This window comes from Roseixanthobacter pseudopolyaromaticivorans (genome assembly GCF_043195145.2).
Lineage (GTDB): Bacteria > Pseudomonadota > Alphaproteobacteria > Rhizobiales > Xanthobacteraceae > NCEH01.
This window is the reverse complement of the sequence record NZ_CM195539.1, coordinates 1,659,313-1,684,462: the sequence shown is the minus strand read 5'-3', so window position 1 is coordinate 1,684,462 and position 25,150 is coordinate 1,659,313. Positions and strand designations below refer to the sequence as shown.

Sequence of the window (25,150 nt, the reverse complement as noted above, 5' to 3'; positions counted from 1 at the left end):
AATGTTTCCCCCAGCCCCAAATCCCCCGGTGACCGCCGTTGCCCCGAAATACGGGCAGCAGGATCTGATCCGTCGGTCGGCGTCCACCATCGCGCCGCCCGCCCAGACGCAGACCGCCGTGGCCAAGCTCATCGACGTGTCGAAGTGCATCGGCTGCAAGGCCTGCCAGGCGGCGTGCCTGGAATGGAACAATCTCCATGAGGAGATCGGGACGTTCAACGGCACCTACACCAACCCGCCGGACCTGACGCCCAACACCTTCACCCTGATGCGTTTCACGGAATGGACCAATCCGGAAACGCAGAACCTGGAATGGCTGATCCGCAAGGACGGCTGCATGCATTGCGCGGACCCCGGCTGCCTGAAGGCATGCCCGGCACCTGGTGCGATCGTGCAATATTCCAACGGCATCGTGGATTTCGACCACGATAAGTGCATCGGCTGCGGCTATTGCGTGAAGGGCTGCCCCTTCAACATTCCCCGCATCTCGCAGGTGGACCACAAGGCGTACAAATGCACCTTGTGCTCGGACCGTGTCGCGGTGGGCCAGTGGCCCGCCTGCGCCAAGGCGTGCCCGACCCAGGCGATCGCCTTCGGCACCAAGGACGACATGAAGAAATGGGCCGATGGGCGCATCAAGGATCTGAAGTCGCGCGGCTTTGCTAATGCCGGCCTCTACGATCCGCCGGGCGTCGGCGGCACCCACGTCATGTATGTGCTGCAGCATGCGGACCAGCCGGAAATCTACGCCGGCCTGCCCAAGAACCCGACCATCAGCCCGGTGGTCGAGATCTGGAAGGGCATGACGAAGTACGTCGGCTTCGCCGCGATCGGCCTCGCGGCCGTAGCGGGCGTGCTCCACCATCTCGTCGCCGGCCCCAACAAGGTCAGCAACGAGGATGAGGAAAACGCCGAAAAACTCACCGGGAGTGACCCGCGATGAGCAATGACTATGACGTCGAATCCGGTGACGGGGTCCACAAGGGCCGCCCCGTCACCGTAGACCGCTACACGCTCGGCGCGCGCATCAACCACTGGATCACGGCCATCAGCCTGATCCTGCTGGCGCTTTCCGGCATGGCGCTGTTCAGCCCCTCGCTGTTCTTCCTCACGAACCTGTTCGGCGGCGGACAGTGGACGCGCGCGATCCATCCCTGGATCGGCGTGGTGCTGTTCTTCTCCTTCGCCGGACTGTTCCTGCGCTTCTGGCGTGCGAACCTGTGGAAAGCGGAGGACGGCACCTGGCTCGCGCGCATTCGCGACGTGCTGGGTGGCCATGAGGAGCGCCTGCCGGAAGTCGGCAAGTACAATGCCGGCCAGAAGTTCGTGTTCTGGGGCATGTCCTTGCTGATCATCGTGCTGATCACGAGCGGCTTCGTGGTGTGGGACCAGTATTTCTATGGGTTCACCACCATCCCCCAGAAGCGGGTCGCGATCCTGGTGCACGCGCTGGCCGCGATCGCCATCATCTGCGTGTGGATCATCCACGTCTATGCGGCGATCTGGGTCCGTGGCACCATCGGCGCCATGACCAAAGGCCAGGTGACCGGCGGATGGGCTTGGCGCCACCATCGCAAATGGCTGCGCGAGCTGGTTTCCAAGGGCAAGCCGGGTCGCACGCCGGCGGAATGAGGGCGGCGGACGCGGGGTGGCGCTCGGCCGGCGCCCCTTGAATCTGCCGCGCGGTCACATAGGTCTGAAACGCGCGGGGGCGGAGTGCCGATAAGGCGTCTCCGCCCCCGTGCTTCTGTCCCCGAGTTTGAACCACGTGGCCCGTGGGGTTCGTGAGGATTGGCATGTCAGAATTTTCCGGCGATCCGGGCGCCATTGAACCCGATCCGAGCCTCATTGGCGGCATTGCCCAGCCTCCCCTGGCCATACTTCCCGATCCGCCCGCTTTGTTCGCCAAGCGCGCCCAGCGCTTCCGGGACTTGGCGCCGCACAGCGAGCTTCGGCCGTACCTGCTGTTCCTCGCCGAGCTGGTGCAGGCGCAGCACGACATCCAGGATGGCCTACCCGCACCGATCCTTCCCGACGGGGCGGCGCGCAAGCGCGCGGCGGAATTCGCGATGCCGCCGCTGGATCGGACGCAATTCGCCTATGACGACGCGTTCGGCACCACGTTCGACCGGCTTCTCCACGCCATGCAGGGGGTCGAAAAGCCCGATGCGGCCGCCGCGGCGCTTGATGCGGTCATGCGCGCCCCGCCGCTGGCCCGGGAAGCCATGATCCTGAACGTGCTGGCGGATTCCATTCCGGCCGAGACGATGGCGGAGCACATCTATGTGGCCGCCGCGCTCCAGGTGCATTTCGCCCGCCTCGCCGCCCGCCTCGATGCAAAGGCGCTGGTCACGCTCGGAGACGGCGTGTGCCCCTGCTGCGGCGGGCCGCCAGTCTCCAGCCTGATCGTCGAATGGCCGAGCGCGCCGGGCGCGCGCTATTGCGCCTGCTCGCTGTGCGGCACCTTGTGGAACCAGGTACGCGTGCGGTGCGTGCTGTGCGGCTCGACCAAGGGGATTGGATTGCAGGAGGTCGAAGGCGCCTCGGGCGCCGCCAAGGCGGAGACCTGCGATTCCTGCCACAGCTACACGAAGCTTTTCTATCAGAGCAAGGATGCGGCGGCGGAGCCGGTCGCCGACGATGTCGCCTGGCTCGGGCTCGATCTGCTGATGCGGGACGGCCCCTATCGGCGCGGCACGTTCAATCCGTTCCTGCTCGGCTATTGAGGCGGCCGCCATGCGCGATCCCGCCCTCGCCGCGCGCGAAGCCCTGCGTGCGCTTCCCTCCGTCGATCAGGTGCTCAAGCTGGAAACGGCCCAGGCCGCGCTGAGCCGCCACGGCCGCGCGGCTGCAACGAAAGCCGTGCGCGCGGCGCTCGATGCCGCCCGCGCCGCGACTCGCGCCGGTGCCCCGCCCGCCGGCGCCGACGAGATCGCGGGCGCCGCGCTGCGCGTGCTGGAGACGGAGGCGCAGCCAAGCCTGCGTCCGGTCTTCAATCTCACCGGCACCGTGCTGCACACCAATCTCGGCCGCGCGATCCTCAGCGAGGAAGCGATCGCAGCCGCCACCGCCGCCATGCGCAGCGCGGTGGCGCTGGAATTCGACGTGGAGAGCGGCAAGCGCGGCGACCGCGACGACCATGTGCGCGCGCTTTTGTGCGACCTCACCGGCGCGGAGGATGCGACGGTGGTGAACAACAATGCCGCCGCCGTTCTGCTGGTGCTGAACACGCTCGCGCTCGGCAAGGAGTCCATCGTCTCGCGCGGCGAGCTGATCGAGATCGGCGGCGCCTTCCGCATGCCAGACATCATGGCCCGCGCCGGCACCACTTTGGTGGAGGTCGGCACCACCAATCGCACCCATCCAAAGGATTATGTCGGGGCCATCGGCCCGCAGACCGGGCTGGTCGTGAAGGTGCACACCTCCAACTACCGCATCGAGGGCTTCACCACCGAGGTTTCGCCGCGCGATCTGGCCGATATCGCGCATGAACGCGAAGTGCCCCTGTTCCACGACCTTGGCTCGGGGACGCTGGCGGATCTCGCGCGCTACGGCCTGGTGCACGAGCCGACGGTGCGGGAAAGCATCGATGATGGGGCTGATATCGTCACCTTCTCCGGCGACAAGTTGCTGGGCGGCCCGCAGACCGGCTTCATCGTCGGCAGGCGCGACCTGATCGCCGCCATCAACAAGAACCCCATGAAGCGGGCCCTGCGGGTGGACAAGATCCGCCTCGCGGCGCTGGAAGCCACCTTGCGGCTCTATCGCGATCCGGACCGGCTCGCGTCCCGCCTGCCGACGCTGCGCCTGCTCGCCCGGCCGCTCGCCGAGATGCAAGAGCTGGCGGAGCGGCTGAAGCCTCTGTTCGCCGAGCGGCTCGGCACCAGGTTCGCGGTGTCCATCGTGCCCTGCAAGAGCCAGATCGGCTCCGGCGCCCTGCCGCTGGAAACCTTGCCGAGCGTCGCGCTCGCGCTCGCACCCACCGATGGCAGCGGGCGTGCACTGGACGCGCTGGCGCGCGCTCTGCGCGCCTTGCCGGTTCCGGTCATCGGCCGCATCGAAGATGGGGCGCTGCTGCTGGATCTGCGGTGCCTGCTGGACGAGGCCGGCTTCAGCGCCGCGATCGCCCGGCTCACGGCATCAGAAAGCGAGCGGGCCCATGGGGTGGCTTGACCTGCTGCGCGGACGCAAGGCCACCCCCGCATCGCCCAGCGAGCCGCTGGCCGCGCCCGCCGATCCTGAGGCGCGCATGGCCGAGGCGCTCGCGGCCGCGCAGGCGGGCGATTACGAGACCGCACTCTATCTGTGGGAAGGTCTGGCGCGTGCCGGTGTCGCCCGGGCGCAGAACAATATCGGCGCCTGCTTTGCCGAGGGGCTGGGCGTGGAGCGCGATCCCGCCCTCGCCTTCCGCTGGCTGCATCTCGCCGCCGAGAATGGCGATCCCGTGGGCCAGCGCAATCTCGCGGCCCTGTATTTCAAGGGCGAAGGCGCGCCGCAGGACTATCTGCGGGCAGCCGAGCTCTATCGCGCCGCCGCCGACCAGGGCGACGCGCCCGCGCAGGACATGCTGAGCTGGATGCTGCTGGAAGGCGAGGTCGTCCCCTTCGACGCCGCGGCAGCCCGCCGCTTCGCGGAGCTGGCGGCGGACCAGGGAATAGCGTCCTCAATGACCCGCCTCGGCATGCTCTATCACAATGCCCTGGGGGTCGAGCGCGACCCGGCCGAGGCCGTGCGCTGGTGGCGGCGCGGCGCCGAGCGCGGCGATGCCGACGGCCAGGCCATGCTGGGCGCCGCCCATCATATCGGCTCCGGCGCGCCGCGCGATCCGCTTGCGGCCTATGAATGGCTCCTGCGGGGCTATCATGGCGGCAGCGGCCTTGCGGCGCCGTTCATGGAGGCGGTGCGCGCCACGCTCTCGCCGGAACAGGAAGCGGAAGCCGAACGGCGCGCCGCTTTGCCCCTTCCCGCACCGGAGCCGCTGCCATGATCATCGGCACCGCCGGGCATATCGACCACGGCAAGACATCGCTGGTGCGCGCGCTCACCGGCGTCGATACCGACCGCCTGAAGGAAGAGAAAGCGCGCGGCATCACCATCGACCTCGGCTTTGCCTATCTGCCGCTGGAAAATGGCGAGACGCTGGGCTTCATCGACGTTCCCGGCCACGAGCGCTTCGTCCACACCATGCTGGCCGGCGCAAGCGGCATCGATTTCGTGCTCCTGGTAGTGGCGGCGGACGACGGGGTGATGCCGCAGACGCGCGAGCATCTCGCCATCGTCGATCTTCTCGGCGTCTCCCACGGGCTCGTCGCCCTCACCAAGGCGGACCTCGTGGACGAAGCGCGCCGCGCGGAGGTCACGGCGCAGATCGCGGCCACGCTCGCGGGAACGGCGCTTGAAGGCGCGGAGATCGTGCCGGTCTCAACCCTCACGGGCGAAGGCGTGGCGCAGGTCCGCCAGCGTCTGGTAGACGCGTCCGAGCATCTGGCGCAGCGCGCCGCCTCCGGCCGGTTCCGCCTTGCGGTGGATCGTTCCTTCACGCTGTCTGGCGCGGGAACGGTCGTCACCGGAACCGTGCTATCCGGCGTGGTACGGGTGGGCGACCGCGTGGTCGTCAGCCCCTCCGGCCTTGCCGCGCGCGTGCGCTCGATCCGCGCCCAGGACCGGCCGGCGGAGGAAGGGCGCGCCGGCGACCGCTGCGGCCTCAATCTCGTCGGCGACGGCATCACCAAGGACGCCATCGCGCGCGGCGACGTGGTGCTGGACCCGAGCCTCCACGCGCCCAGCGACCATATCGATGCCACGCTGACCGTGCTGGCCAGCGAGGCGAAGCCGGTGGGCCAATGGTTTCCCGTGCGCCTGCACACCGCATCGCGGGAAGTCGGCGCCCGCGTGGTGCTGCTCGGCGACACCCTCGCGCCGGGCGCCAGCGGTCTGGTCCAACTGGTTCTGGAGCATCCCATCGCGGCGGCCGCCGGCGATCGCTATGTGGTGCGCGACACCTCGGCCCAGCGCACCATCGGCGGCGGGCGGTTTCTCGACCTGCGCGCGCCGAGCCGCAAGCGCCGCAGCCCCGAGCGCATCGCCCAGCTCGCCGCCCATGCCCTGCGCGACCCGCGCGATGCGGTGCTCGCTTTGTGCGAGACCGCGCCCTTTTATCTCGACCTGCCCGCCTTCGTGCGCGACCGCGCCCTCGCGCAGTCCGAGGCCGATACGATTGCCGAGGCACTCAACCTGGTGCGCCTGCCCATGGGCGAGAGCGTGCTCGCGCTGTCCGCCGGACGTTGGCAGGCCTTGCACGACGCCCTGATCGAACGGCTCGAAGCCTATCACGCGGAAAATCCCGATCTCGCGGGCATGGGGCGCGAACGCCTGCGCCTGCAATTGTCCCCTCGCCTTCCGGCCCCCGCCTTCCTCGCCGCCTTGCAGGCGATGGCGCGCAAGGGCGAGATCGCGCTCGATGGCGCCTGGGTGCGGCGCGCGCATTTCGAGGTGCGGCTGACGGCGCGCGACGAAGCCTTGTGGGCGCAGGCGCTGCCGTTGCTCCAGGGCGCGGAGCGATTTCGCCCACCGCGCGTGCGTGATATCGCGAACCTGCGCGCCCAGCCCGAAGCGGACGTGCGGCGCATGTTCAAGCTGCTCGGGCGGATGGGACGCGTGGACGAGATCGCGCACGATCATTTCTTCCTGCGCAGCACGGTCGCCGAAATGGTGGAAATCCTCATCCGGCTTGGCGCCGCGCACGGCAGCTTCACCGCCGCGCAATTCCGCGACGAGGTGGATAACGGGCGCAAGGTGGCGATTCAGATCCTCGAATTCTTCGATCGCCATGGCGTGACCTTGCGCCGGGGCGATCTGCGACGCATCAATCCGCATCGGCTGGACCTGTTCCGCGCGCCGGGCGATGATGCGCCGGCACAGGAACCGGCGGGAACGCCGCAGACCTACGGAAGAGAAGCGTCCCTGGTGGGGCGTCCGGACTTCAAATCCGGGAGGGGCCGCGAGCCGGTCCTTGGTGGGTTCGACTCCCACTCTCTTCCGCCAAATCCACCGACGCCCAATCCGCAAACGCCAAACCCGCCCGCTCGCACGGGCACGCCCGCGCGCAAAGGGACAGAAGCCGCCAAGGCGGCGCGAGGACGCCGATGACCGTGCTTTCCGCCTATCTCGCCAGCCTTGAGACGGCAGCCGCGGCTGCGGAACAGGCCGAGGTCGACTTCCGGCGCGAAACCGAGGCGCGCGCGGCGGTGCTCGCCAACGCCCGCGCCCACGCCTATCGCCGCAGCAACCTGATGGCGACCCTGGCCACCCTGGCCGAAGGGGCGGAGACGCCGGAACTGGCGGTGGCCGCCGTTCAGGCGCATCTGCGCGTGCGCCTCGGCTGGGACGACACGAGCGATGCCCGCGACGCGGTCCTCAGCCGATTCGCCCCGGTCGCCCTCGCCCTGTTTGCCGCCGCGCATCCCGTCGAAGAGGGGAGCGGACCAAGCGACGCCAGGGGGCCTGGGGACGCAGCGCCCGATCCTGCCACTGCGCTGGCCGCGTTCGAGGACTGGTACAGCCAGACGCGCGAAAGCCCGTTCTGGTATCTCTTCGAGCACTACATACCGGAGACGCCCCGTGTCGACTTCTAGCCGCAAGGCGGGCGGCGGCAAGCGTGCCGGCCGCGACGATGCGACCGAATTCGACCTCTGGCTGCAGGAAACCTTCGCCAAGGAAGGGGCCTTCACCGCGCTCGTGGTGCTGGTGAAGATCGGCGGGCTGGAAGTGGCGCCGCTGGCCTCCACCTTCTTCAACATCATCGGCGACGAGATCCGCTGGCCGCAGATCGTCGCGCTGTTCGCGGGCTCCGGCAAGCAATGGGACGGCGCGGCCTTCTTCCCAGTGCTCGATTCCGGCGGTCCGCTGCTCAACGGGGAAGCGAGGGCCCGCCTGCGCGCCGTGGAGGCGCGGGTGAAGGCGGACCGGCTGGTCCTCAACGAAGGCCATTTCTTCGATGCCTGGGGCCGACGGCTCAAGATCGAGGAAGCCACCGCCCATTGAGCGCCAGCGCCGCCCGCGCACCTTCAGCGGATGGGAAAATCGAAATAGGTGTCGGGAAACGGCTCGTTCGCGAGCGTGAAGTGCCACCACTCCTTCTCGAACGGCACGAAGCCGTGGCGCACCATGGCGTCCGCCAGCGTCCTCCGGTTCGCCCGCTGCTGCGGCGTCACCGAGGTGTCGCCCGGCCACGAGCGCGGGCTGAACAGATCGAACGGCGTGCCCATGTCCAGCTCCCGGCCGCTTGTGGCGTCGATCAGCGTGAGATCGAGCGTCGAGCCACGCGAATGGCCGGAGCGGGCCGCGATATAGCCCTCGGCGAACAGGTCCTTCTTGTCCATGTCGGGATAAAAGCGCGCCTTGGTGTGCTGGTCCGCGAGGTCCGCCGCCCAGCGCGCGAAATGCGCCACCGCCCGCGTCGGCCGGTAGCAATCGAAAATCAGCAGGTCGAGGCCCGCCGTGCGCAGATCCGCTTCCACCCCGGCAAGGGCCTGAGCGGCGGGCCGGGTGAGATAGCAGCGCGCGGCCTCATAGCCGTCGACGCGCGCGCCGACGAAATTGTCGGTGCCGTGATAGCGCACGTCGAAACGCGCGCTGGTCAGAACCGACGCCACGTCGACGAAAGCGGCCGGCGGGGCGTCCCGTGCTTCAACGGCGGGCGCAATCCCGCCCACGGCAAGGGCGAAGGCGGCGGGCTTCACGATGCGGTCGATCATGGGGGTCCGGAACAGCACGAGGAGGAGAGCCAGAATAAACCAGCCGGCCGCGCGCGCCACCCCGCGCGCCGAGGCGTTCGCGGGCAAAGCATCGGCGCGCGCCGTGGCCGCCCGCAGCGCTGCGCCAGCGCCGGCCATTGCAAGGGCGTGGCGGCTCTGGCATGTGATGGCGCACTTTCGCACTGCACTCCAATTTGCATCGGTGCCGGCCGCCCATGAAGACCATCATCGTCACCGGAGCCGCGGGACTCGTCGGACAGAATCTCGTGCCGCGCCTGAAGGCCCGCGGCTATCGGGTCGTCGGCATCGACAAGCACCCTGCGAACACCGCCCGGCTGCGGCAGCTTCACCCGGATATCGAGGTGATCGAGGCCGATCTCAGCCAGCCCGGTGCCTGGATGGACGCATTCGCCGGTGCCGATGCCGTGGTGGTGAACCAGGCGCAGATCGGCGGGCTCGACCGCGCCGAATTCGTCGCCAATAACGTCACCGCCACGGAACGGATCATCGAGGCGGTGCGCCGGCATGGCGTGCCCTATTTCGTCGCCATTTCCTCATCCGTGGTGAATTCGGAAGCCAAGGATTTCTATGTGGAGACGAAGACCGCGCAGGAGCGCTTCGTCGACACGGTCGAAACGCCCCACGTTGTGCTGCGCCCCACGCTGATGTTCGGCTGGTTCGACCGCAAGCACCTTGGCTGGTTGCGGCGCTTCATGGACCGCGTGCCGGTGTTCCCGATCCCCGGCTCCGGCAAGTTCCGCCGCCAGCCGCTCTATGCCGGCGATTTCTCCGCCATCATCGCCTCGGCCATCGAAAGCCGCATCACCGGCACCTACGACATCTCCGGCCGCACCGAGATCGACTATATCGACATCATCCGGCTCATCAAAAACATCACCGGCGCCAAGGCGCGCATCGTCAAGATCCCCTACGCTGCCTTCTACGCTTTGCTGAAGACCTATGCGCTGGTGAACAAGAACCCGCCGTTCACGGTCAACCAGCTCCAGGCCCTGGTGATTCCCGAGGTGTTTCCGGTGATCGACTGGCCGCAGATCTTCAACGTGCCGGAAACACCCCTGAAGCAGGCGTTCGAGGAGACCTTCCTCGATCCGCGCTATTCCCCGATCATCCTGGACTTCTAGGAGCGACCCGCATGACGAAGACCGTCATCATCGGCGCGGGCGCCATGGGCCTGGCGGCGGCCCATTACGCCCTCAACCTCGGCCATGACGTGGATGTGGTGGAGGCCGACGCGGTGCCCGGCGGCATGGCGGCGCATTTCGATTTCGACGGGCTTTCCATCGAGCGCTTCTATCATTTCGTCTGCAAGCCGGACGCGCCGACCTTCGCGCTGATGGCGGAACTGGGCATCGCCGACAAGATGCGCTGGCGGCCGACCTCCATGGCCTATTTCAAGGACGGTGGGCTGCATAAATGGGGCGATCCCATTTCCCTGCTTGCCACCTCCCTGCTGAACCCGGTGGAGAAGCTGCGCTACGGGCTGCAGATGTTCGCGACATCCAAGCGCCGCTCGTTCGACGATTTGGAAACGGTCTCGGCCCGCGACTGGATCGAGAAGGGCTCGGGCGCGAGCGTCTATGACAAGCTCTGGCGCCGCCTCATGGAGCTGAAATTCTACCAGTATGCCGACGACGTCTCGGCCGCCTGGATCGCCACGCGCGTGCGGCGCATCGGCAATTCGCGCCAGTCCCTGTTCCAGGAGCAGCTCGGCCATATCGAAGGCGGCTCGCAGACCCTGGTGGATGCGCTGATGCGGTCCATCGAGGGGCGCGGCGGGCGCGTGCATCTCTCCACGCCCTGCGAGCGGGTGGACACGGCCGACGGCAAGGTCACCGGCGTAACGGCGGGCGGCCGCTTCTTTCCCGCCGATGCCGTCATCTCCACGGTGCCGACGCCGTTCGTCTCGCAATTGGTGCCGAGCCTCCCGCAGGCCTCGAAGGACGCCTATGACGCGATCCGCAACATCGGCGTGATCTGCGTTCTGCATAAGCTGAAGCGTTCCGTGACGCCGCATTTCTGGGTCAACATCGTGGACCCGGAGATCGAGATCCCCGGCATCATCGAGTTTTCAAACCTGCGGGCCATGCCGGATACGGTGGTCTACGTGCCCTATTACATGCCGCACGACCACAAGAAGTGGCAATGGTCCGACGAGGCGTTGATCGCCGAAAGCTTCGGCTATCTGCGGCGCGTCAATCCGGCCTTGTCCGAGGGCGACCGCCTCGCCTCCCGCGTCGGCCGGCTGCGCTATGCGCAGCCCTTGTGCGAACCCGGCTTCGCCGCGAAGATCCCACCAATCCGCACGCCCATCGCCGGCCTGCAGATCGCCGACACCTGCTTTTATTATCCCGAGGATCGCGGCGTTTCCGAAGGCGCGCGGCTCGCCAAGGAAATGGCGGCGGCGATCGGCACCGATCATGTTCCGCGCCGCGAGCCGGTCTTCGGCTGAGCCCGCGAAGCGATTGAAGAGATGAGATGCACCGCCTGATCGCCCTTTATGTGAACGGCCAGTTCGGCAAATTCCTGCTCGCGGGCGGATTCGCTGCGGCGATGAATTTCGCCAGCCGGTTCGGCTTCGATCTCTATTTCAACTATTGGGTCTCGGTCAGCCTCGCTTATCTGGTCGGCTTTCTCACCGCCTTCACGCTGAACCGCCTGTTCGTGTTTCCGGCCTCGGGCAAGCCGATGCATACGGAAATGTCCTGGTTCTTTCTGTTCAATGCCCTTGCCTTTCCCGTGGTGCTGGGCGCCTCGGTGGGGCTGGATCGGGCCTTTTCCCCGTTTCTCCCGGCGCCGCTGGCGGAGGCGGGCGCGCATGCCATCGCCATCATGCTGCCGGTGTTCGTGAATTTCGCCGCGCATAAATTCATCACGTTCCGCAGCCGGGCCTGACGGCACCTGCGCGCTCGCAAAGCTGTGGCTCGCGGGCGCATCGCGCCGGTCTGCGATTGCTGCGATTGCGAAGCGCGATGATAATGGTGAATGGTTCAGCTTCGCATTCACCATCGCACCACCTATTTCTACCGCCGCCGGATCGTCCTCGGTCCGCATCGCCTGATGCTGCGCCCGCGTGAGAGCCTGGACCTGCGGCTCATCTCGATGAAGGTCGCGACCTTTCCGGCCAGCGTGTTGAGCTGGACCCAGGACGTGTTCGGCAATGCGGTCGCCACCGCTTCCTTTGGCGAGAGTTCGGAAACGTTGACTGTGGAAAGCTCGGCAGAGCTTGAGCATTATGCCTCCGCTTGGCCTGTGTTCGAGATCGCAGGCTCGGCGATGAATTATCCCTTCCGCCATTCCAACGATGAATGGACGGACCTCGGCGCACTCACACGCCCGCAATATGCCGATCCCGCAGGGCGCCTTCAGGCCTGGGCCCGGAGCTTCGTGCGTTCGAATCCCACCAATACTCTGGCGCTGCTGAAGGATTTGAACGCGGGCATTCCCGCCACCGTGCGCTATCAGAGCCGGGATGAGGAAGGCACGCAGACGCCGCTCCACACCCTGGATCGCGGATGGGGCTCGTGCCGCGACTTCGCGGTGCTCCTGGCGGAGGCGGCACGCAGCCTCGGGTTCGGCGCGCGGATCGTATCTGGATATCTGCACACGCCCGGCACCACGCTGCTCGGCAGCACGGATGCCGGCACCACCCACGCCTGGACCGAAATCTACGTGCCGGGCGCGGGGTGGATCACGTTCGACCCGACCAATGGCGGGGTCGGCGCCTCCAACCTCGTGCCCGTCTCCGTGGCGCGGACGATCGAGCAGACGGTGCCCGTGGCCGGCACCTATGTGGGCGCGAGCGACGATAGCCTCGGCATGTCGGTGGAAGTGCGCGTGACCTCCTGAGGCAGCGGCCCGCCAACGCCCCGGCCCGCCCTAGAGCCGGAGCACGATCTTGGCCGCAGCGGCACGTCCCGCGTCGATATCCTGGAACGCGGCGATGCCCTGCGACAGCTCGCGCTCCTCGAACCAGTCGAGCGCGCCGAGGCGCCCCGAGGCGAGGGCATTCACCGTCGCGCGGAAATCGGCGGGCGTGTAGCAATAAGTGCCGCTGACGATGATTTCCTGAAGCGTGATGCGGCGCACGTCGAAGCCGTCCATCCCCGGCAGAAGCCCGGCGTGGACGATCACCCCGCCCGGCCGCACCAGCGCGCTGGCGCTCGCCCGCGTGGCGACGGCGCCCACCGCGTCGACGATCAGATCGATGCTGCTCTCCTCCGGCGCCCCGGCCTCCCCCGGCGCGTAGCACCGGAAATTCCCGGCGCGTGCCAGCGTGGCCCGCCGCCCGGCATGGGGCTCGGCAACGAAGATCTCGGCGGCGCCCTGCATGGCCAGAACCAGCGCCGCCGCAAGGCCGATGGCACCGCCGCCGATGACAAGGCAGCGCGCGGCGGAGAGCGGCATGTCCAGCAGGCGCGCGCCCTGGTTCACCGCGTGATAGGACACCGCCACCGGCTCGGCCAGCGCCGCCTTGGCAATCGGAAAATCCTCAGCGATCGCCACGAGATTGCGCTCCGGCACCCGCACCAGCTCGGCGAACGCACCGGGACGCGGCGGCATGGAGAGGATCTGCCGCGACGGGCACAGGTGCGGCCGCCCGGCCTCGCAGGCGCGGCAGGTGCCGCACACGACCAGCGGGTTCACGGTGACGCGCTCCCCCGCGCGCGGCCCGCTGGCAATGCGCCCGGCCGCCTCATGGCCGAGCACCAGAGGGGCGGGTCGGCGCGCATCATGCCCGTGATAGGCGTGCATGTCGGACCCGCAGATGCCCACGGCCTCGACCCGCACCAGCACTTCGTCATTGCCGGGCACGGGCTCGGGCACCTCGCCGAGCGTGAGGGAATGGGGGCCGGTATAGACCAGCGCTTTCATGGCAAAACCCTCATTTGGCGGTGAAGCCGCCGTCCACCGCCAGCACCTGCCCGGTGACATAGGCGGACGCGTCGGAAGCGAGGAAGACCACGGCGCCGTGCAGATCTTCCAGCGCCCCGTTGCGGCCGATGGCGGTCTGCTGCGCGTTGCGGGCGGCGCGGACTTCGTCGTCAAACACCGCTTGCGTCAGCGGTGTCGGGAAAAACCCCGGCGCAATGGCGTTGCAGTTGATGCCCTTCGCCGACCATTCCTCCGCCATCGCGCGGGTGAGCTGCGCGACCGCGCCTTTCGCCGCGCCATAAGGAGCGGAATTGGGAAAGGCCCGGAAGGACTGGAGCGAAGCGATGTTGACGATCCGCCCCCAGTTGCGCGCCGCCATCGCCGGCGCCAGCAATTGCACCAGGCGGAACGGCGCGCGCACGTGCACGGCCATGTGCAGGTCGAACGCATCCATGGTCACATCCATGAACGGCTGGCGCAGGTTGATGCCGGCGGCATTCACCAAAATGTCGGGCGCACAGCCGCGCTGCACCAGTTCGGCGGCGATGGCGTCGGGCCCGTCGGCGGGAGCGAGATCGCCGGCGATCCATTGGCTGGCGATGCCCTCGCCCTGAAGGTCGCGAACAGCGGCCTCCAGATCGGCGGGCCGGCGCGCCACCAGCACGACGGAGGCCCCGGCAAGCCCGAGCGCACGCGCCAGCGCCAGCCCGATGCCGGAGTTTCCGCCGGTGATGAGAGCGGTGCGCCCGGTCAGGTCGAACAGGGCCTGAAGGCGGAAACGCGAAGAGGTCTCAGGCATCGACCGGAACACCCATATCGAAATTATGGCCGGGGAAATATTTCGCGAGCCGCGCGTCGGCGGTGCGCGCATGGGCTTCCATGCCTTCCAGCCGCGAGATGCGCGCCGTCGTCTGGGCGATGGTCTTGCACGCGTTGGCATCCATGCGCTGCCAGGTGAGCGGCTTGAGGAATTTATGCACCGAGAGGCCGGCGGAATAGCGGGCGGCGAACTTGGTGGGCAGGATGTGGTTCGGCCCGGACGTCTTGTCGCCGAATGCCACCGTGGTCTCCTCGCCCAGGAACAGCGAGCCGTAGTTTGAGAGGTTGGCGAGCCACCAGTCGAGATCGGACGTGTGCACCTCCAGATGTTCGCTGGCGTAACGGTCCGACACCTCGACCAATTCTTCGCGCGTGTCGCACACGACCACCTCGCCATAGTCGTTCCAGGCGGCGGTGGCGGCATCGCGGGCGGTCGGCGGCAATTCGGCGATGAGGGCGGGGATGCGGCGCATCACGTCCTCGGCGAGGGCGCGGGACGAGGTGAACAACCACGCCGGGCTTTCGTGCCCATGCTCCGCCTGCCCCACGAGATCCACCGCGACAATGTGGGCATCCGCCGTCTCGTCGGCGATGACAGCCACTTCGGAGGGGCCGGCGAATACGTCGATGCCGACCTTGCCGAACAGCATGCGCTTGGCTTCCGCCACGAACTTATTGCCGGGCCCGACGATGATGTCCGCCGGCTTGCCGGTGAACAGGCCGAAGGCCATGGCCGCGATCGCCTGCACGCCGCCCAGCGTCATGACGATGTCGGCGCCGGCGACCTTCATGGCATAGAGCACGTACGGGTGGATGCCCTGCCCGCGGAACGGTGTCGAGCAGGCCACCACGGTCTGCACGCCAGCCGCCTTGGCGGTCGCCACCGACATATAAGCGGAGGCGATATGGGCATATCGGCCGGTGGGCACATAGCAGCCGGCCACCGTGCAGGGCACCAGCTTCTGCCCCGCGACGAGGCCGGGCAGCAGTTCCACGGAAAAGTCCTGCACGCTGTCGCGCTGGGCCTCGGCGAAGCGGCGCACCTGGGCGGCGGCGAAATCGATGTCCCGGCGCACGATCTCAGGAACCTCGGCGGCGCGGCGCTCCATCTCCTCGCGCGTCACGAGGATATCGCCGTCCCATTTGTCCAGCTTCAGCGCATAGTCGCGCACCGCCTGCTCGCCGCGCCGCTCGATCTCGCCGAGCATGTCCGTGACCACCTGGCGCGCGGTGCCGGTTTCGCTCTCCGGGGTCTTGGTGGCCCGCTTCAGATACTCGATCGCCATCTTCAGTCTCCATGGGGTCCGGCCAACGGCGCCGGTGTTGGATCATCACGCTCCGGCGACGCCGCGAACGGCGTCAGTTGGACTTGTCGAACTCGGTGGCGAAGGCCTTCAGCTTGGGGTCTGCGCCCACCTGCTTCATGAAGCTGTCGCTCACATAGGTTTTGGGGTCGGGCGAGGCCGAGATGGTGCCGACATCGCTCATGAAGGTGCCGATGCGCGAGAGCCAGCCGTCCAGCTCCGAGGCGCCCTTGCTGCGATCCATGAGGCGCAGCTGTTCGGCGAGGGTGAAGGTGGGGCGCAGGGCGAATTCCTGGTCGATGGCGGCGTCCGATGCCTCGACGCCGCCCTGGGCGTAGAATTGCTTCGCGAGCGCCTTCGCCTCCTTGGGGTGGGCCTTGGCCCAGCTCCAGGCGCGCACATAGACCGCGAGCACCTTCGCCACCGCCTCGGGATTCTGCTTGGCATAGTCGGCGCGCACGACCAGTGCGCCGGGCACCACCGCGTCGGCATCGGCGCCGGAGCACAGCACCTTCGCGCCGGCCTTTTCTTCCAGCGTATAGGTATTGGGCGCCCACACCCCCACAACGTCGCCATTGTTGGAGATCATGGCCGAGATGATCTGCGCTTGCCCAAGGTTCACGAACTGCATGTCGGAGGAAGACAGGCCCCACTTCTTCAGGCAGTTGCGGGCGGCATAATCGGCTGTGGAATTGGTGGTCAGCAACAGCTTCTGGCCGACCAGCTTCTTGGGGTCCTTGCGCAGGGCCTCCACCTTGTCGCCCCGCGCCATGATGGCATTGGTCTTGGATTCGTCGTTGGTGATGCCGATGGTCATCAGCCCGAAGCGCGCCGCGCCGAGCACGGCGGGCACGGAACCGGTACCGCCCACGTCCCAGGAACTCGCCTGGGCGGCGGCCACCTGCGGCGCGCCGGCCGGGAAGGTCGCGAACGTGGGCGCGAGGCCCACATCCTTCCACCAGCCCTTTTCGGAGGCGATGTAGAACGGCAGCGCCCAATAGAGCGAGGGCTGATATGAAATGTTGATCTTCTGCTCCTCGGCACGCGCCGCCGGGGCGATCGCGGTTGCAAGGCCAAGGGCCAGGACCGCTGCTTTCAGGCTCGTCTTCATGTGATTTTCCTCCCTGATCGGCCGCTTTGCGGCTCTCGATGGCGGCCCGTCCTCAATGGCCGGTGCCTGCCTTTTCCTCGCGTAGTGATTTCCAGATGTGCGTGCGCAGATGGACGAAGGATTCCAGGTCCATCACATCCTCGATGCGGCTGTGGCGCTCCCAATTGTCGGCGAGGCGCACCGATTTCACATCGATGATTTCCTTGATGCGGCCCGGCCGCTTGCTCATGATCGCGACGCGATCGGCGAGATAGACGGCTTCCTCCACCCCGTGGGTGATGAAGAGCACGGTGCGCGGATTGCGGCGGGCAAGGCGAACCAGCTCTTCCTGCATCACCACGCGGGTCTGCGCGTCGAGCGCGCCGAACGGCTCGTCCATCAGCAGCACCTGGGGATCGAGCACATAGGCGCGGGCAATGGCGACGCGCTGCTGCATGCCGCCCGACAATTGGTGAGGATAGGCCTCCTCATACCCGCCAAGGCCGATCATGCCCACGGCATCGGCGACGCGGGTGCGCCGCTCTTCCCGCGCCATGCCCTTGTTGCGCAGGCCGAGCTCGATGTTCTCGGCCACCGTCTTCCAGGGAAACAAGGCGAACTGCTGGAACACCACGGCCCGGTCCGGCCCCGGCCGGGTGACCACGCTGTTGCCCACCAGCACGCGGCCGGAGGTTGGAAACTCAAACCCCGCCGCAAGCCGCAGGCAGGTGGTCTTGCCGCAGCCCGACGGGCCGACGATGGCGAGGAATTCCTTGTCGGCCACGTCGAGATTGATGCCTTCGAGGACGGAAACCGCATTTCCGAACGTCTTGCCGACAGCGTCGAAGCGGATGCTGCTCATGGGTCCTCACACTTTTCCGAGCCGGCGGCCGATGCGCGCTTCGACCCTACGAAGGGCGACGTCGATCAGGACGCCGACGAAACCGATGGCCAGCATGCCGACCATCACGGTGGTGGTTGAAACCGCGCTCTGCGCCTGCACCATCAGATAGCCGACCCCCGTGGAGGCCACGATCAGCTCCGCGCCCACCAGCGATTGCCAGCCAAGCCCCGCGCTGATGCGCAGGCCGGAGACGATGGAGGGGATGGAAGCGGGCAGCAGCACTTCCGTGATGATCCGCCAATTGGGCGTGCCGAGCATCTCGGCGGCTTCCAGATAACGGGCATCCACATAGCGGGCGCCGCGATAGGCATTGATGAGACAGGGCGGAAACGCGCCGGAGAAGATGATCAGCACCGGACCGCCGAAGCCGGTGCCGAACCACAGGGCTGCGAACGGCACCCAGGCGATGGGCGCGATGAAGCGCAGCGCATCGAACAGCGGGGTCACGATATCGTCCAGCAGGCGGAAACGGCCCATCAGCAGGCCGAGCGGAATGCCGATCGCCACCGCCAGCAGATAGCCGCTGGCGAACCGCTGGAGGCTGGACGCCAGATGCAGCTGAAGCGTGCCGCCGGCGAACGGCGTCGTCAGGAGCGTCAGCAAGCGCGCCACCACGGAAACCGGGCCAGGCAGGAAGGCCGCGTTCACGAGCCCGCTTGCCGACAGCCCGGCCCAGAACGCGAGGAAAGCCAGGAAGCCGACGGTGCCGAGGGCCAGGCGATGAAGCGGCGAGAGCGTCGCGGTCATACGCTCGCTCCCTTCACCCGCACCCAGGTCACCACATGGCGCTCGGCATAAGCGAGCACGCCGGTGGTGAGCGCGCCGAAGATGGCGACCGAGATCATGCCCACCAGGATCATGCCGGGGAAAAGATCCTGCTGCGCCACGTTGAGCACATGCCCAAGACCCGCCAGCGCGCCCACCAGCTCTGCCGCCACAAGGGTGGTCCAGCTCGCCTGGAGCGAGAGGCGCAGGCCGGTGAAGATCATCGGCGCGGCGCCCGGCACCAGCACCTCGCGCACGAACCGCCACCGCGGCGTTCCGAGCATGCGCGCCGCCTCGATCAACGGCCGGTCGATGTTGCGCACGCCGGCATGGGTATTGATGACCGAAGGCACGAAGGCGGCGAAGAAGATCACCATGATCTTGGCGGCATCGCCCAGGCCGAGCCAGAGGATGGCGAGCGGAATCCAGGCCAGCGGCGGGATCGGCCGCAGGAGCAGAAACACCGGGTTCAGCAGCGCCTCGGCCACCGGGTTCCACCCCATCAGCAGGCCAAGCGGCACGCCGACCACGATCGAGGCCAGGAAGCCGAGCACCACCAGCTTGAGCGATTGGAGAACATGGACCGGTAAGGTCGCGTCCGCATACCCCCGCCCGAGCGACTGCGTCGCCGCGGCCCAGGTGTCGGCCGGAGCCGGAAACCGGCCGGGCGAGATCAATCCGGTTGCGCTGGTTGCAAGATACCACGCCGCCACGAACGCGGCGACGGTCGCAAGACCAACCGCAGACCTACGGTCGAGCGGCATCCCTTCCTCCCATTGATTCAGCGCCTCATCTGCGGAGGCGTCCGAGCGCGGCATTGACAAACCAATGTAAGCGCTTTCATTTGAGGCTATCAGACCACGATTGCCTGTCAACGGGCGACGCCCTATTTTTCAGTAAGTTTCTAGTTGCTGTTGAAGTTCATCGGCGGAAATGTGCCGAAATGCGCAATAAATCGCCGGAAAAGTAGCGTAGAAAGTGGCGAGAAGAGCATGAAACCCAAGGGCAAGGCGACCCTCGACGACGTGGCCCGGCTCGCGGGCGTGTCGTCCGCCACCGCATCGCGCGCGCTCTCGCGTCCCGACCTGGTCCAGCAGGAAACGCGGGAAAAGGTAAGCGATGCCGTGCGCCGCCTGAACTATGTGCCCGGCGGCGCCGCCCGCGCCCTCGCCTCCGGCCGCACGCTCACAATCGGCGCGGTGGTCCCCACCCTCGACCACGCCATCTTCGCGCGCGCGATCCAAGCCATGCAGACCGAGCTTGCCGCCAACGGGTATCAACTCCTTGTGGCAGCACACGAATATTCTCCCGAACAGGAGGCGGTTTCGGTCCGCGCCCTGCTCGCGCGCGGCGTCGATGCGCTGATGGTGGTGGGGGCCGACCATTTGGAGGAGACGTGGGAGGTGCTGGGTGCGGCCACGGTGCCGGTGATCCTCAGCTGGTCCTTCGATCCGCGTTTCGCCTCGATCGGTTTCGACAATGAATCCGCCGGGCGGCAGGCGGCGGAACATCTACTCTCCCTCGGCCATCGCCGCTTCGGCGTGATAACGGGTTACACCGCCTCCAACGACCGCGCCCGCCTGCGGGTCGCCGGAGTGCGCTCCGCCCTCGCCGCCGCCGGTCTCGACCTGCCGGAAAAATGCGTGGTTCAACAACCCTTTACCCTCACCGGCGGGCGGGCGGGAATGGCCGAACTCCTGGGGCATAGGCAGCCGCCGACGGCGATCATCGGCGGCAACGACCTGCTGGCGGTGGGTGCGCTGTTCGAGGCGCAGGCCCGCTCAATCCCCGTGCCGCAAGCGATCTCGATCGTCGGCATCGACAATCTCGAGATCGCCGCCCACGTCACCCCGCCTCTGACGACAATGCACCTTCCCACGGCACAGCTCGGCCGCACGGTCGCAGCGCATCTACTCGCCGAGCTGAAAGGCGTGCGACAGGACCAATGGACCGAGTTGCCGATCGAATTGGTGGTGCGAAAGTCAACCGCCGTGCCGGTCGATGGAATTTGATACCCGATTGAATTTTCTGATTAATCAGACCACGCCGAGGCCGCGGATGAGCGCAACGCTGACGCCCAGCAGCAGCAGGAGCGAGAGCGTCACCACAAGCGTCGCCCGCCCGCCGACCCTGCTCAGCACCCGCAGATCCACACCCAGGCCGAGCGCCGCCATGGACAGCACGGTGAAGATTGTCGTCAGGAAGGCCAGGGGCGCCAGCAGCGCCTGCGGCAGCAGGCCGAGCGAGCGCAGTACCGCGAACGCGACAAAGCCGATGATGAACCAGGGGATGAGCTTATGAATCGGCAGGCGCGACGGCTGCGCGACCACCGCGGCGCCCACCGGCACGGCCCGTGTCGCGGCAAGGGATTGGCCATGGGCGATCGCGGCGCAGAACACCACCGGCCCGAGCAGCAGCACCCGCACCAGCTTGACCATGGTGCCGATCTGCAAGGCGAGTGGCCCGACGGGCGCGGTAGCCGCGAGCACTTGCGGCACCGCATAGACGGTGAGACCCGCCAGCACGCCATATTGGGTATCGGACAAGGCCAGGATCGGGATGAGCAGCGGCAGGCTCAACACGACGATGACGCCGAGAATCGCGGTGAAGGAGATGGAAGAGGCGACATCGTCCCCCTCCGCCTCGATCACCGAAGCCACGGCGGCAATGGCGGAATTTCCGCAGATGGAGTTTCCGCAGGCGATCAGCAGGGCCATTTTGTGCGGCAGGCCGAGCAATCGCCCCAGCCCATAGGACGCAAACAGCGCCACCGCGACCACGGCCGCTATGCCCAAAAGCAGCGATGGCCCGGCCGCCGCCAATGCCGCGGCACTGAGCGAGGCGCCAAGGAACATGACGGCGATTTCCAGCAAGATCTTTCCGGAGAAGGCGATTCCCGGCTTGAAGCGCGCGCCCGGCGTCCAGAACGTGCGCACGATTGTCCCGATCAGGATGGCGAGCACCAAAGCTTCCACATATGGATGCCCGCTGATGCGCTCCTCCACGATCTGGATGAAATAAGCGACACCGGTCACGGCTGCGCACAGCACGATTCCAGGGGTAACATCCAGCGACCAGCGAAGGGCTCTCGACACAGCTCAACCCACGTTCTTTTCTTCGAAATTATTAGTGCGCGCAGGCGGGCCAGAAGCGCAAATACAGTTTGCTCACTCCATCATGAAGTGCGGTTATGGCGATAAATCTCCATCTTCTTCGTCTATTTACTACAGTTGCCGAACAGCACGGCTTTTCCCGGGCGGCCGAGGTGCTCAACATCAGCCAGCCGGCGGTCTCCAAGGGCGTGCGGGAGCTGGAAGCGCAACTGCATTGCGTGTTGATGGAGCGCAGCCCGGGCGGGGTCCGCCTGACCGAAGCCGGCACCGTATTGCTCTCCCACGCCACCGCGCTGTTTGCCGCTGAACGGCGTGCCGAGGAGGAGCTTCAGGCCTTGCGGGGCCTGACACAGGGCGAATTGCACGTGGGTGCCAGCACCACGATCGCCACCTACGTCCTGCCCCGCCTGCTCGGCGCATTCCAGGATATCCATCCCGAGCTGCACCTGCGCCTGACCAGCGCCAACACCCAGGACATCGCCGAACGGCTGCTGGCCCGCGATATCGACGTGGCGCTGGTGGAAGGACCGGTGGAGCATCCCAACCTCATCACCCATCCCTGGCTGACCGACGAATTGGTGGTAATTGCCGGGGCAGATCACCCTCTCGCCCGGATGGAGGGGCCGATCCTCCCCTCCGATCTTGCCCAGGCACGGCACATCGTGCGCGAAGAGGGATCCGGCACCCGGGAGGTGGTGGGAATGGCACTGGACGGTTTCGGGGTTCGCCCCGCGATCATCATGGAGGTCGGCAGCACCGAAGCCATCAAGCAGGTCGTCGCGGCCGGCCTCGGCATCGCGATCGTTTCGGCGGCCGCCGCAAAGGACCAAATCGCCCTCGGGGTGCTGAAAGTGGTGCCCGTGCAAGGCCTGTCGGTTCAGCGTCCGCTCTATCGGCTCACCTTGAAGGGGCACAATTTGCGATTCGCGGCTGAGGCGTTCGAGCATTTCATCTGCCAGACGGACCTGTCGCCGGGCCTCCTGACAAACGCGACGAGGCCTCTAATTTAACACAGAAATTTTGTTATTTTTTATATTCACATACATTGATAGGATTAATCTCAGTTGAGGTTATCGAATTTGTGCATTACCGCCCATGACAAAAATCGCCGTACAAAATCTCTTCGCCTCGGTGCTCGACACATTTGGGGCGCGCGCTCCGTCCGCGCCGGCGGCGTTGCGTCATGGCCGGAGCCAGAGTGTCCCGGGAGGGGACCGCACCCCTGGCGGTGCTGACCCGGCGGGGCAGTCCACCTTCAGCATCACGGCGGTATGCGCAGAGGATATGGTTGAGATTGAGGACGCACACGCGGTGCGTCAGCGCATCGTGCTCAGCTATGGCGCACGCGAAATGCTGGATCTGGCTATGAAGCGCGACGGACGGCAGAGCCCCGTGGGCCTGCGGATCAAGCGCGAAGCCTTCGAGGTGGAAGGCCTCGCTTTCTCCCGCTGGGCGCTCGCGGACTGAGATCCGCGCCTGTCGCGCGGAATCTCCACTGAAATGCAGTGAATTGCGGGGCGCCTTCGGCCACTTGACGGATCAGGTTCTCCCGGCGCGCCGCAGGAGATCGGCCAATATCTCCGGTTCCACATGGATGCCATCGCGCGCCGCCTTTTGGCGGGCGGCGATTCGGCGCTCTCCAGGCAATCGGGTTCCCTCTTGGCCGAGAATGGCCGCCAGCAGAACCTCGAGCCTCGCCAAGATATCCACGCCGCCAAGGCGCACGGGGTCCAGCGCCAGGAAGAGATGGCCGATGCGCGGTGCTGGCCCTTCCGCCGTGAAGAAAGAACTGGCTTCGAATCCAAACTGCCCGCCGGTGAGCACCGCGGCCAGGATTTCCACCATCAGCACCAGCGCCGCGCCCTTGGCATCGCCGATGGGCAGCATGGTGCCCGCGAGCGCCGCCTTCGCGTCGCTGGTTGGCTGGCCCTGCGAATCCAGCGCCCAATCAGATGGAATCGGCGTGCCCTTCTGAGCCGCGATCATGATCTTGCCGCGCGCGACCTTACTCAGCGAGGCGTCGATGACCAGCGCCGGCCCTTTTTCGCGCGGCACGGCAAAGGCGATCGGGTTGGTGCCGAAAACGCCCCGCGAACCGCCCCAGGGGGCAATGCCCGCCGGCGAGTTGGAAAACGCAAGACCCACCAGCCCCTGGTCCGCCAACCATTCCACATGATGCCCCATGACGCCGGCATGATGGGACGCACGCACCGCGACCGCCACCACGCCGGTGTCCCTGGCGCGTTGGGCGGCGGCGGCGAGCCCTTGGCCGATCGCTGGGAAAGCAAATCCGGTTCCCGCGTCGACCCGTAGGGTCGCCGGCCCGGTCCATTCCAGCCTGGGTTCAGCAAACCCGTCGATCTTTCCCGAGATCGCCTGTTGCGCATAAGCCGCCATGCGCGCGAGGCCATGGCTCGATATTCCGTCGGCTTCCGCCGCCACCAGAGCGGCGGCGGTGACCCGCGCGTTGTTTTCGCCGGTGCGCGACGCCATCAACGCATCGGCGGCAAGCGCGCGGGCGTCATCGAGGGAAAGCAAGGCACTGGTCGCGGAGTTCATCGTCGCGGTGTTCATGACCGACCTTTCAGGAACTGGCTGACTTTCGTGGCGATAAGGGCGCTCACCCGGACGTTCGATTCCTCGGTGACCCCGGCGATGTGCGGCGTGAGGATCAGGTTCGGAACGTCGGAGAGGCAATTTCCCGCGCCAAGGGGTTCGGTCTCGAAGACATCCAGCATGGCGCCGCCGATCGCGCCGCGCCTCAGCGCGGCGGCGAGCGCCGCCTCATCGACCACGCCGCCCCGCGCAGCATTGATCAGCACCGCACCGGCCTTCATCCGATCCAGTGCGGCGGCATTTATGAGATTGCGGGTCTGCGCCGTCAGCGGCACATGCAGGCTTATCGCGTCGCTTTGCGCGAGCAGATCGTCGAGGGCCTGGGGCGCCACATCGAGCGCACGCCAGGCGGGATCGTCGGCGGCCACGAAAGGATCAAAGGCCGCCACCTCCATGCCGAGCGCACGGGCGCGCTGGGCGGTTTCCCGCGCGATGGCGCCAAACCCGATGAGGCCGAGCCGCTTCCCGCTCACCTCTCGACCCATGAGGCGGGTGCGCGGCCATGCGCCCGCAGCCACCTCGGCGCTCGCGTGATACGCGCGACGCAGCAACATCAGCGCACCGCAGACCACATATTCCGCGACCGCCACATCATTGGCGCCGGTGGCCGGATAGACCTCGATGCCCTGCGCACGACAAGCCTCCACATCGATATTGTCGAGCCCAACGCCCAGCCGGCCCACCACCTGCAGGTCCGGCGCATGGGCCAGCAGGCCCGCGCGCACCTGGGTGCGATTGCGCACAATCAACGCGCGCACGCCCCGCGACATCCGCTCGAGGTCATCGACCTTGTCCACGAGCGCGGGATCGTAATGCACATCGTGATCTGCCCGCAGCGCATCGAGCGCGGCCGAGTCCATGAATTCGGTGACGAGGATTTCGGGCATGAG

At 67.0% G+C, this 25,150-nt stretch carries 25 protein-coding genes, 1 tRNA gene and 1 pseudogene; 16 read left to right on the top strand and 11 right to left on the bottom strand.

Features of this window, described 5'->3' with window-relative positions; translation table 11 throughout:
* The first annotated feature begins 1 nt into the window (after nucleotide 1).
* The 9 genes and pseudogenes from fdxH to V5F68_RS08115 all read left to right on the top strand — a co-directional run bounded on the left by fdxH (nucleotide 2) and on the right by V5F68_RS08115 (nucleotide 8,043).
* Nucleotides 2-943, top strand: coding sequence for a formate dehydrogenase subunit beta (gene fdxH / locus V5F68_RS08155; RefSeq protein ID WP_394011895.1), 942 nt, complete (start codon nucleotides 2-4; stop codon nucleotides 941-943).
* Nucleotides 940-1,632, top strand: a complete 693-nt coding sequence (locus V5F68_RS08150; protein WP_394011893.1) for a formate dehydrogenase subunit gamma — start codon at nucleotides 940-942, stop codon at nucleotides 1,630-1,632. The genes fdxH and V5F68_RS08150 overlap by 4 nt, the downstream gene beginning before the upstream one ends.
* Before the next feature lie 164 nt (nucleotides 1,633-1,796).
* A complete protein-coding gene (gene fdhE, locus V5F68_RS08145) occupies nucleotides 1,797-2,726 on the top strand; it encodes a formate dehydrogenase accessory protein FdhE (protein WP_394011891.1) in 930 nt (309 codons plus the stop codon).
* 10 nt (nucleotides 2,727-2,736) lie between these two features.
* Nucleotides 2,737-4,173, top strand: a complete 1,437-nt coding sequence (gene selA / locus V5F68_RS08140; protein ID WP_394011890.1) for an L-seryl-tRNA(Sec) selenium transferase — start codon at nucleotides 2,737-2,739, stop codon at nucleotides 4,171-4,173.
* Nucleotides 4,160-4,987, top strand: a complete 828-nt coding sequence (locus V5F68_RS08135) for a tetratricopeptide repeat protein (protein ID WP_394011888.1) — start codon at nucleotides 4,160-4,162, stop codon at nucleotides 4,985-4,987. The genes selA and V5F68_RS08135 overlap by 14 nt, the downstream gene beginning before the upstream one ends.
* Nucleotides 4,984-6,804, top strand: a pseudogene (gene selB, locus V5F68_RS08130) (selenocysteine-specific translation elongation factor); the annotation flags it as partial. The gene V5F68_RS08135 and the pseudogene selB, both read left to right, overlap by 4 nt.
* A gap of 144 nt (nucleotides 6,805-6,948) precedes the next feature.
* Nucleotides 6,949-7,044: transfer RNA gene (locus V5F68_RS08125), tRNA-Sec, on the top strand.
* Nucleotides 7,045-7,145: 101 nt separating this feature from the next.
* Complete coding sequence (locus V5F68_RS08120) at nucleotides 7,146-7,634, top strand: hypothetical protein (protein ID WP_394011886.1); 489 nt, start codon at nucleotides 7,146-7,148, stop codon at nucleotides 7,632-7,634.
* Nucleotides 7,621-8,043, top strand: a complete 423-nt coding sequence (locus V5F68_RS08115) for a hypothetical protein (RefSeq protein ID WP_394011884.1) — start codon at nucleotides 7,621-7,623, stop codon at nucleotides 8,041-8,043. Before V5F68_RS08120 ends, V5F68_RS08115 begins: the two co-directional genes overlap by 14 nt.
* Before the next feature lie 23 nt (nucleotides 8,044-8,066).
* On the opposite strand, the gene V5F68_RS08110 is transcribed toward V5F68_RS08115, so the two are convergent.
* A complete protein-coding gene (locus tag V5F68_RS08110; protein ID WP_394011882.1) occupies nucleotides 8,067-8,894 on the bottom strand; it encodes a M15 family metallopeptidase in 828 nt (275 codons plus the stop codon).
* A 77-nt stretch (nucleotides 8,895-8,971) separates the two neighbouring features.
* Between V5F68_RS08110 and V5F68_RS08105 the strand changes: the two genes are divergently transcribed.
* The 4 genes from V5F68_RS08105 (at nucleotide 8,972) to V5F68_RS08090 (ending at nucleotide 12,623) form a co-directional block, all read left to right on the top strand.
* On the top strand, nucleotides 8,972-9,898 hold the full coding sequence (locus V5F68_RS08105) for an NAD-dependent epimerase/dehydratase family protein (protein WP_394011880.1): 927 nt from the start codon (nucleotides 8,972-8,974) through the stop codon (nucleotides 9,896-9,898).
* An 11-nt stretch (nucleotides 9,899-9,909) separates the two neighbouring features.
* Nucleotides 9,910-11,226 carry an NAD(P)/FAD-dependent oxidoreductase gene (locus V5F68_RS08100; protein ID WP_394011878.1) on the top strand — a complete coding sequence of 439 codons (1,317 nt, stop codon included), beginning with the start codon at nucleotides 9,910-9,912 and terminating at the stop codon, nucleotides 11,224-11,226.
* A gap of 26 nt (nucleotides 11,227-11,252) precedes the next feature.
* Complete coding sequence (locus V5F68_RS08095; protein ID WP_394011876.1) at nucleotides 11,253-11,669, top strand: GtrA family protein; 417 nt, start codon at nucleotides 11,253-11,255, stop codon at nucleotides 11,667-11,669.
* Between the two features lie 90 nt (nucleotides 11,670-11,759).
* The gene (locus V5F68_RS08090; protein ID WP_394011874.1) at nucleotides 11,760-12,623 is read left to right on the top strand and encodes a transglutaminase family protein; all 864 of its coding nucleotides are present in this window, start codon (nucleotides 11,760-11,762) and stop codon (nucleotides 12,621-12,623) included.
* A 30-nt stretch (nucleotides 12,624-12,653) separates the two neighbouring features.
* Here V5F68_RS08090 and V5F68_RS08085 read toward each other — a convergent pair whose 3' ends face one another.
* From V5F68_RS08085 to V5F68_RS08055, 7 genes are all read right to left on the bottom strand, one after another.
* A complete protein-coding gene (locus V5F68_RS08085) occupies nucleotides 12,654-13,649 on the bottom strand; it encodes an alcohol dehydrogenase catalytic domain-containing protein (RefSeq protein ID WP_394011872.1) in 996 nt (331 codons plus the stop codon).
* A gap of 10 nt (nucleotides 13,650-13,659) precedes the next feature.
* Nucleotides 13,660-14,448 (bottom strand): SDR family NAD(P)-dependent oxidoreductase, encoded by a 789-nt coding sequence (locus V5F68_RS08080; protein ID WP_394011870.1) that lies wholly within the window; start codon nucleotides 14,446-14,448, stop codon nucleotides 13,660-13,662.
* Nucleotides 14,441-15,754, bottom strand: a complete 1,314-nt coding sequence (hpsN, locus tag V5F68_RS08075) for a sulfopropanediol 3-dehydrogenase (RefSeq protein ID WP_394011868.1) — start codon at nucleotides 15,752-15,754, stop codon at nucleotides 14,441-14,443. The genes V5F68_RS08080 and hpsN overlap by 8 nt, the downstream gene beginning before the upstream one ends.
* 73 nt (nucleotides 15,755-15,827) lie before the next feature.
* Nucleotides 15,828-16,883, bottom strand: a complete 1,056-nt coding sequence (locus V5F68_RS08070; RefSeq protein WP_394011866.1) for an ABC transporter substrate-binding protein — start codon at nucleotides 16,881-16,883, stop codon at nucleotides 15,828-15,830.
* 52 nt (nucleotides 16,884-16,935) lie between these two features.
* Nucleotides 16,936-17,724: an ABC transporter ATP-binding protein gene (locus V5F68_RS08065; RefSeq protein WP_394011864.1), complete on the bottom strand. Its 789-nt coding sequence runs from the start codon at nucleotides 17,722-17,724 to the stop codon at nucleotides 16,936-16,938.
* A gap of 6 nt (nucleotides 17,725-17,730) precedes the next feature.
* Nucleotides 17,731-18,513, bottom strand: a complete 783-nt coding sequence (locus V5F68_RS08060) for an ABC transporter permease (RefSeq protein WP_394011862.1) — start codon at nucleotides 18,511-18,513, stop codon at nucleotides 17,731-17,733.
* Nucleotides 18,510-19,295 carry an ABC transporter permease gene (locus tag V5F68_RS08055; protein WP_394011860.1) on the bottom strand — a complete coding sequence of 262 codons (786 nt, stop codon included), beginning with the start codon at nucleotides 19,293-19,295 and terminating at the stop codon, nucleotides 18,510-18,512. The genes V5F68_RS08060 and V5F68_RS08055 overlap by 4 nt, the downstream gene beginning before the upstream one ends.
* 228 nt (nucleotides 19,296-19,523) lie before the next feature.
* Between V5F68_RS08055 and V5F68_RS08050 the strand changes: the two genes are divergently transcribed.
* Complete coding sequence (locus tag V5F68_RS08050; protein ID WP_394011858.1) at nucleotides 19,524-20,543, top strand: LacI family DNA-binding transcriptional regulator; 1,020 nt, start codon at nucleotides 19,524-19,526, stop codon at nucleotides 20,541-20,543.
* A 24-nt stretch (nucleotides 20,544-20,567) separates the two neighbouring features.
* Here V5F68_RS08050 and V5F68_RS08045 read toward each other — a convergent pair whose 3' ends face one another.
* Complete coding sequence (locus tag V5F68_RS08045) at nucleotides 20,568-21,626, bottom strand: YeiH family protein (protein ID WP_394011856.1); 1,059 nt, start codon at nucleotides 21,624-21,626, stop codon at nucleotides 20,568-20,570.
* Between the two features lie 95 nt (nucleotides 21,627-21,721).
* Here V5F68_RS08045 and V5F68_RS08040 point away from each other — a divergent pair, with 95 nt between their 5' ends.
* Both V5F68_RS08040 and V5F68_RS08035 read left to right on the top strand, forming a co-directional pair.
* Complete coding sequence (locus tag V5F68_RS08040) at nucleotides 21,722-22,654, top strand: LysR substrate-binding domain-containing protein (protein WP_394011854.1); 933 nt, start codon at nucleotides 21,722-21,724, stop codon at nucleotides 22,652-22,654.
* A gap of 274 nt (nucleotides 22,655-22,928) precedes the next feature.
* The gene (locus V5F68_RS08035; protein WP_394011852.1) at nucleotides 22,929-23,111 is read left to right on the top strand and encodes a hypothetical protein; all 183 of its coding nucleotides are present in this window, start codon (nucleotides 22,929-22,931) and stop codon (nucleotides 23,109-23,111) included.
* Between the two features lie 72 nt (nucleotides 23,112-23,183).
* On the opposite strand, the gene V5F68_RS08030 is transcribed toward V5F68_RS08035, so the two are convergent.
* Entirely contained in the window at nucleotides 23,184-24,218 is a 1,035-nt protein-coding gene (locus V5F68_RS08030) for an Ldh family oxidoreductase (protein WP_394011850.1), read from the bottom strand.
* Nucleotides 24,215-25,147, bottom strand: a complete 933-nt coding sequence (locus V5F68_RS08025; RefSeq protein ID WP_394011848.1) for a hydroxyacid dehydrogenase — start codon at nucleotides 25,145-25,147, stop codon at nucleotides 24,215-24,217. The genes V5F68_RS08030 and V5F68_RS08025 overlap by 4 nt, the downstream gene beginning before the upstream one ends.
* Between the last annotated feature and the right edge of the window lie 3 nt (nucleotides 25,148-25,150).

Bases quoted from the DNA above. Each gene is read 5' to 3' on its own strand.
- V5F68_RS08080 (WP_394011870.1), bottom strand. From the start codon at position 14,448: ATGCCTGAGACCTCTTCGCGTTTCCGCCTTCAGGCCCTGTTCGACCTG.
- V5F68_RS08030 (WP_394011850.1), bottom strand. From the start codon at position 24,218: ATGAACACCGCGACGATGAACTCCGCGACCAGTGCCTTGCTTTCCCTC.
- V5F68_RS08035 (WP_394011852.1), top strand. From the start codon at position 22,929: ATGGTTGAGATTGAGGACGCACACGCGGTGCGTCAGCGCATCGTGCTC.
- selA (WP_394011890.1), top strand. From the start codon at position 2,737: ATGCGCGATCCCGCCCTCGCCGCGCGCGAAGCCCTGCGTGCGCTTCCC.
- V5F68_RS08150 (WP_394011893.1), top strand. From the start codon at position 940: ATGAGCAATGACTATGACGTCGAATCCGGTGACGGGGTCCACAAGGGC.
- V5F68_RS08065 (WP_394011864.1), bottom strand. From the start codon at position 17,724: ATGAGCAGCATCCGCTTCGACGCTGTCGGCAAGACGTTCGGAAATGCG.
- V5F68_RS08105 (WP_394011880.1), top strand. From the start codon at position 8,972: ATGAAGACCATCATCGTCACCGGAGCCGCGGGACTCGTCGGACAGAAT.
- V5F68_RS08090 (WP_394011874.1), top strand. From the start codon at position 11,760: ATGGTTCAGCTTCGCATTCACCATCGCACCACCTATTTCTACCGCCGC.
- V5F68_RS08095 (WP_394011876.1), top strand. From the start codon at position 11,253: ATGCACCGCCTGATCGCCCTTTATGTGAACGGCCAGTTCGGCAAATTC.
- fdhE (WP_394011891.1), top strand. From the start codon at position 1,797: ATGTCAGAATTTTCCGGCGATCCGGGCGCCATTGAACCCGATCCGAGC.
- V5F68_RS08055 (WP_394011860.1), bottom strand. From the start codon at position 19,295: ATGCCGCTCGACCGTAGGTCTGCGGTTGGTCTTGCGACCGTCGCCGCG.
- fdxH (WP_394011895.1), top strand. From the start codon at position 2: ATGTTTCCCCCAGCCCCAAATCCCCCGGTGACCGCCGTTGCCCCGAAA.
- V5F68_RS08085 (WP_394011872.1), bottom strand. From the start codon at position 13,649: ATGAAAGCGCTGGTCTATACCGGCCCCCATTCCCTCACGCTCGGCGAG.
- V5F68_RS08050 (WP_394011858.1), top strand. From the start codon at position 19,524: ATGAAACCCAAGGGCAAGGCGACCCTCGACGACGTGGCCCGGCTCGCG.
- V5F68_RS08100 (WP_394011878.1), top strand. From the start codon at position 9,910: ATGACGAAGACCGTCATCATCGGCGCGGGCGCCATGGGCCTGGCGGCG.
- hpsN (WP_394011868.1), bottom strand. From the start codon at position 15,754: ATGGCGATCGAGTATCTGAAGCGGGCCACCAAGACCCCGGAGAGCGAA.
- V5F68_RS08025 (WP_394011848.1), bottom strand. From the start codon at position 25,147: ATGCCCGAAATCCTCGTCACCGAATTCATGGACTCGGCCGCGCTCGAT.
- V5F68_RS08060 (WP_394011862.1), bottom strand. From the start codon at position 18,513: ATGACCGCGACGCTCTCGCCGCTTCATCGCCTGGCCCTCGGCACCGTC.
- V5F68_RS08135 (WP_394011888.1), top strand. From the start codon at position 4,160: ATGGGGTGGCTTGACCTGCTGCGCGGACGCAAGGCCACCCCCGCATCG.
- V5F68_RS08070 (WP_394011866.1), bottom strand. From the start codon at position 16,883: ATGAAGACGAGCCTGAAAGCAGCGGTCCTGGCCCTTGGCCTTGCAACC.
- V5F68_RS08110 (WP_394011882.1), bottom strand. From the start codon at position 8,894: ATGGCCGGCGCTGGCGCAGCGCTGCGGGCGGCCACGGCGCGCGCCGAT.
- V5F68_RS08120 (WP_394011886.1), top strand. From the start codon at position 7,146: ATGACCGTGCTTTCCGCCTATCTCGCCAGCCTTGAGACGGCAGCCGCG.
- V5F68_RS08040 (WP_394011854.1), top strand. From the start codon at position 21,722: ATGGCGATAAATCTCCATCTTCTTCGTCTATTTACTACAGTTGCCGAA.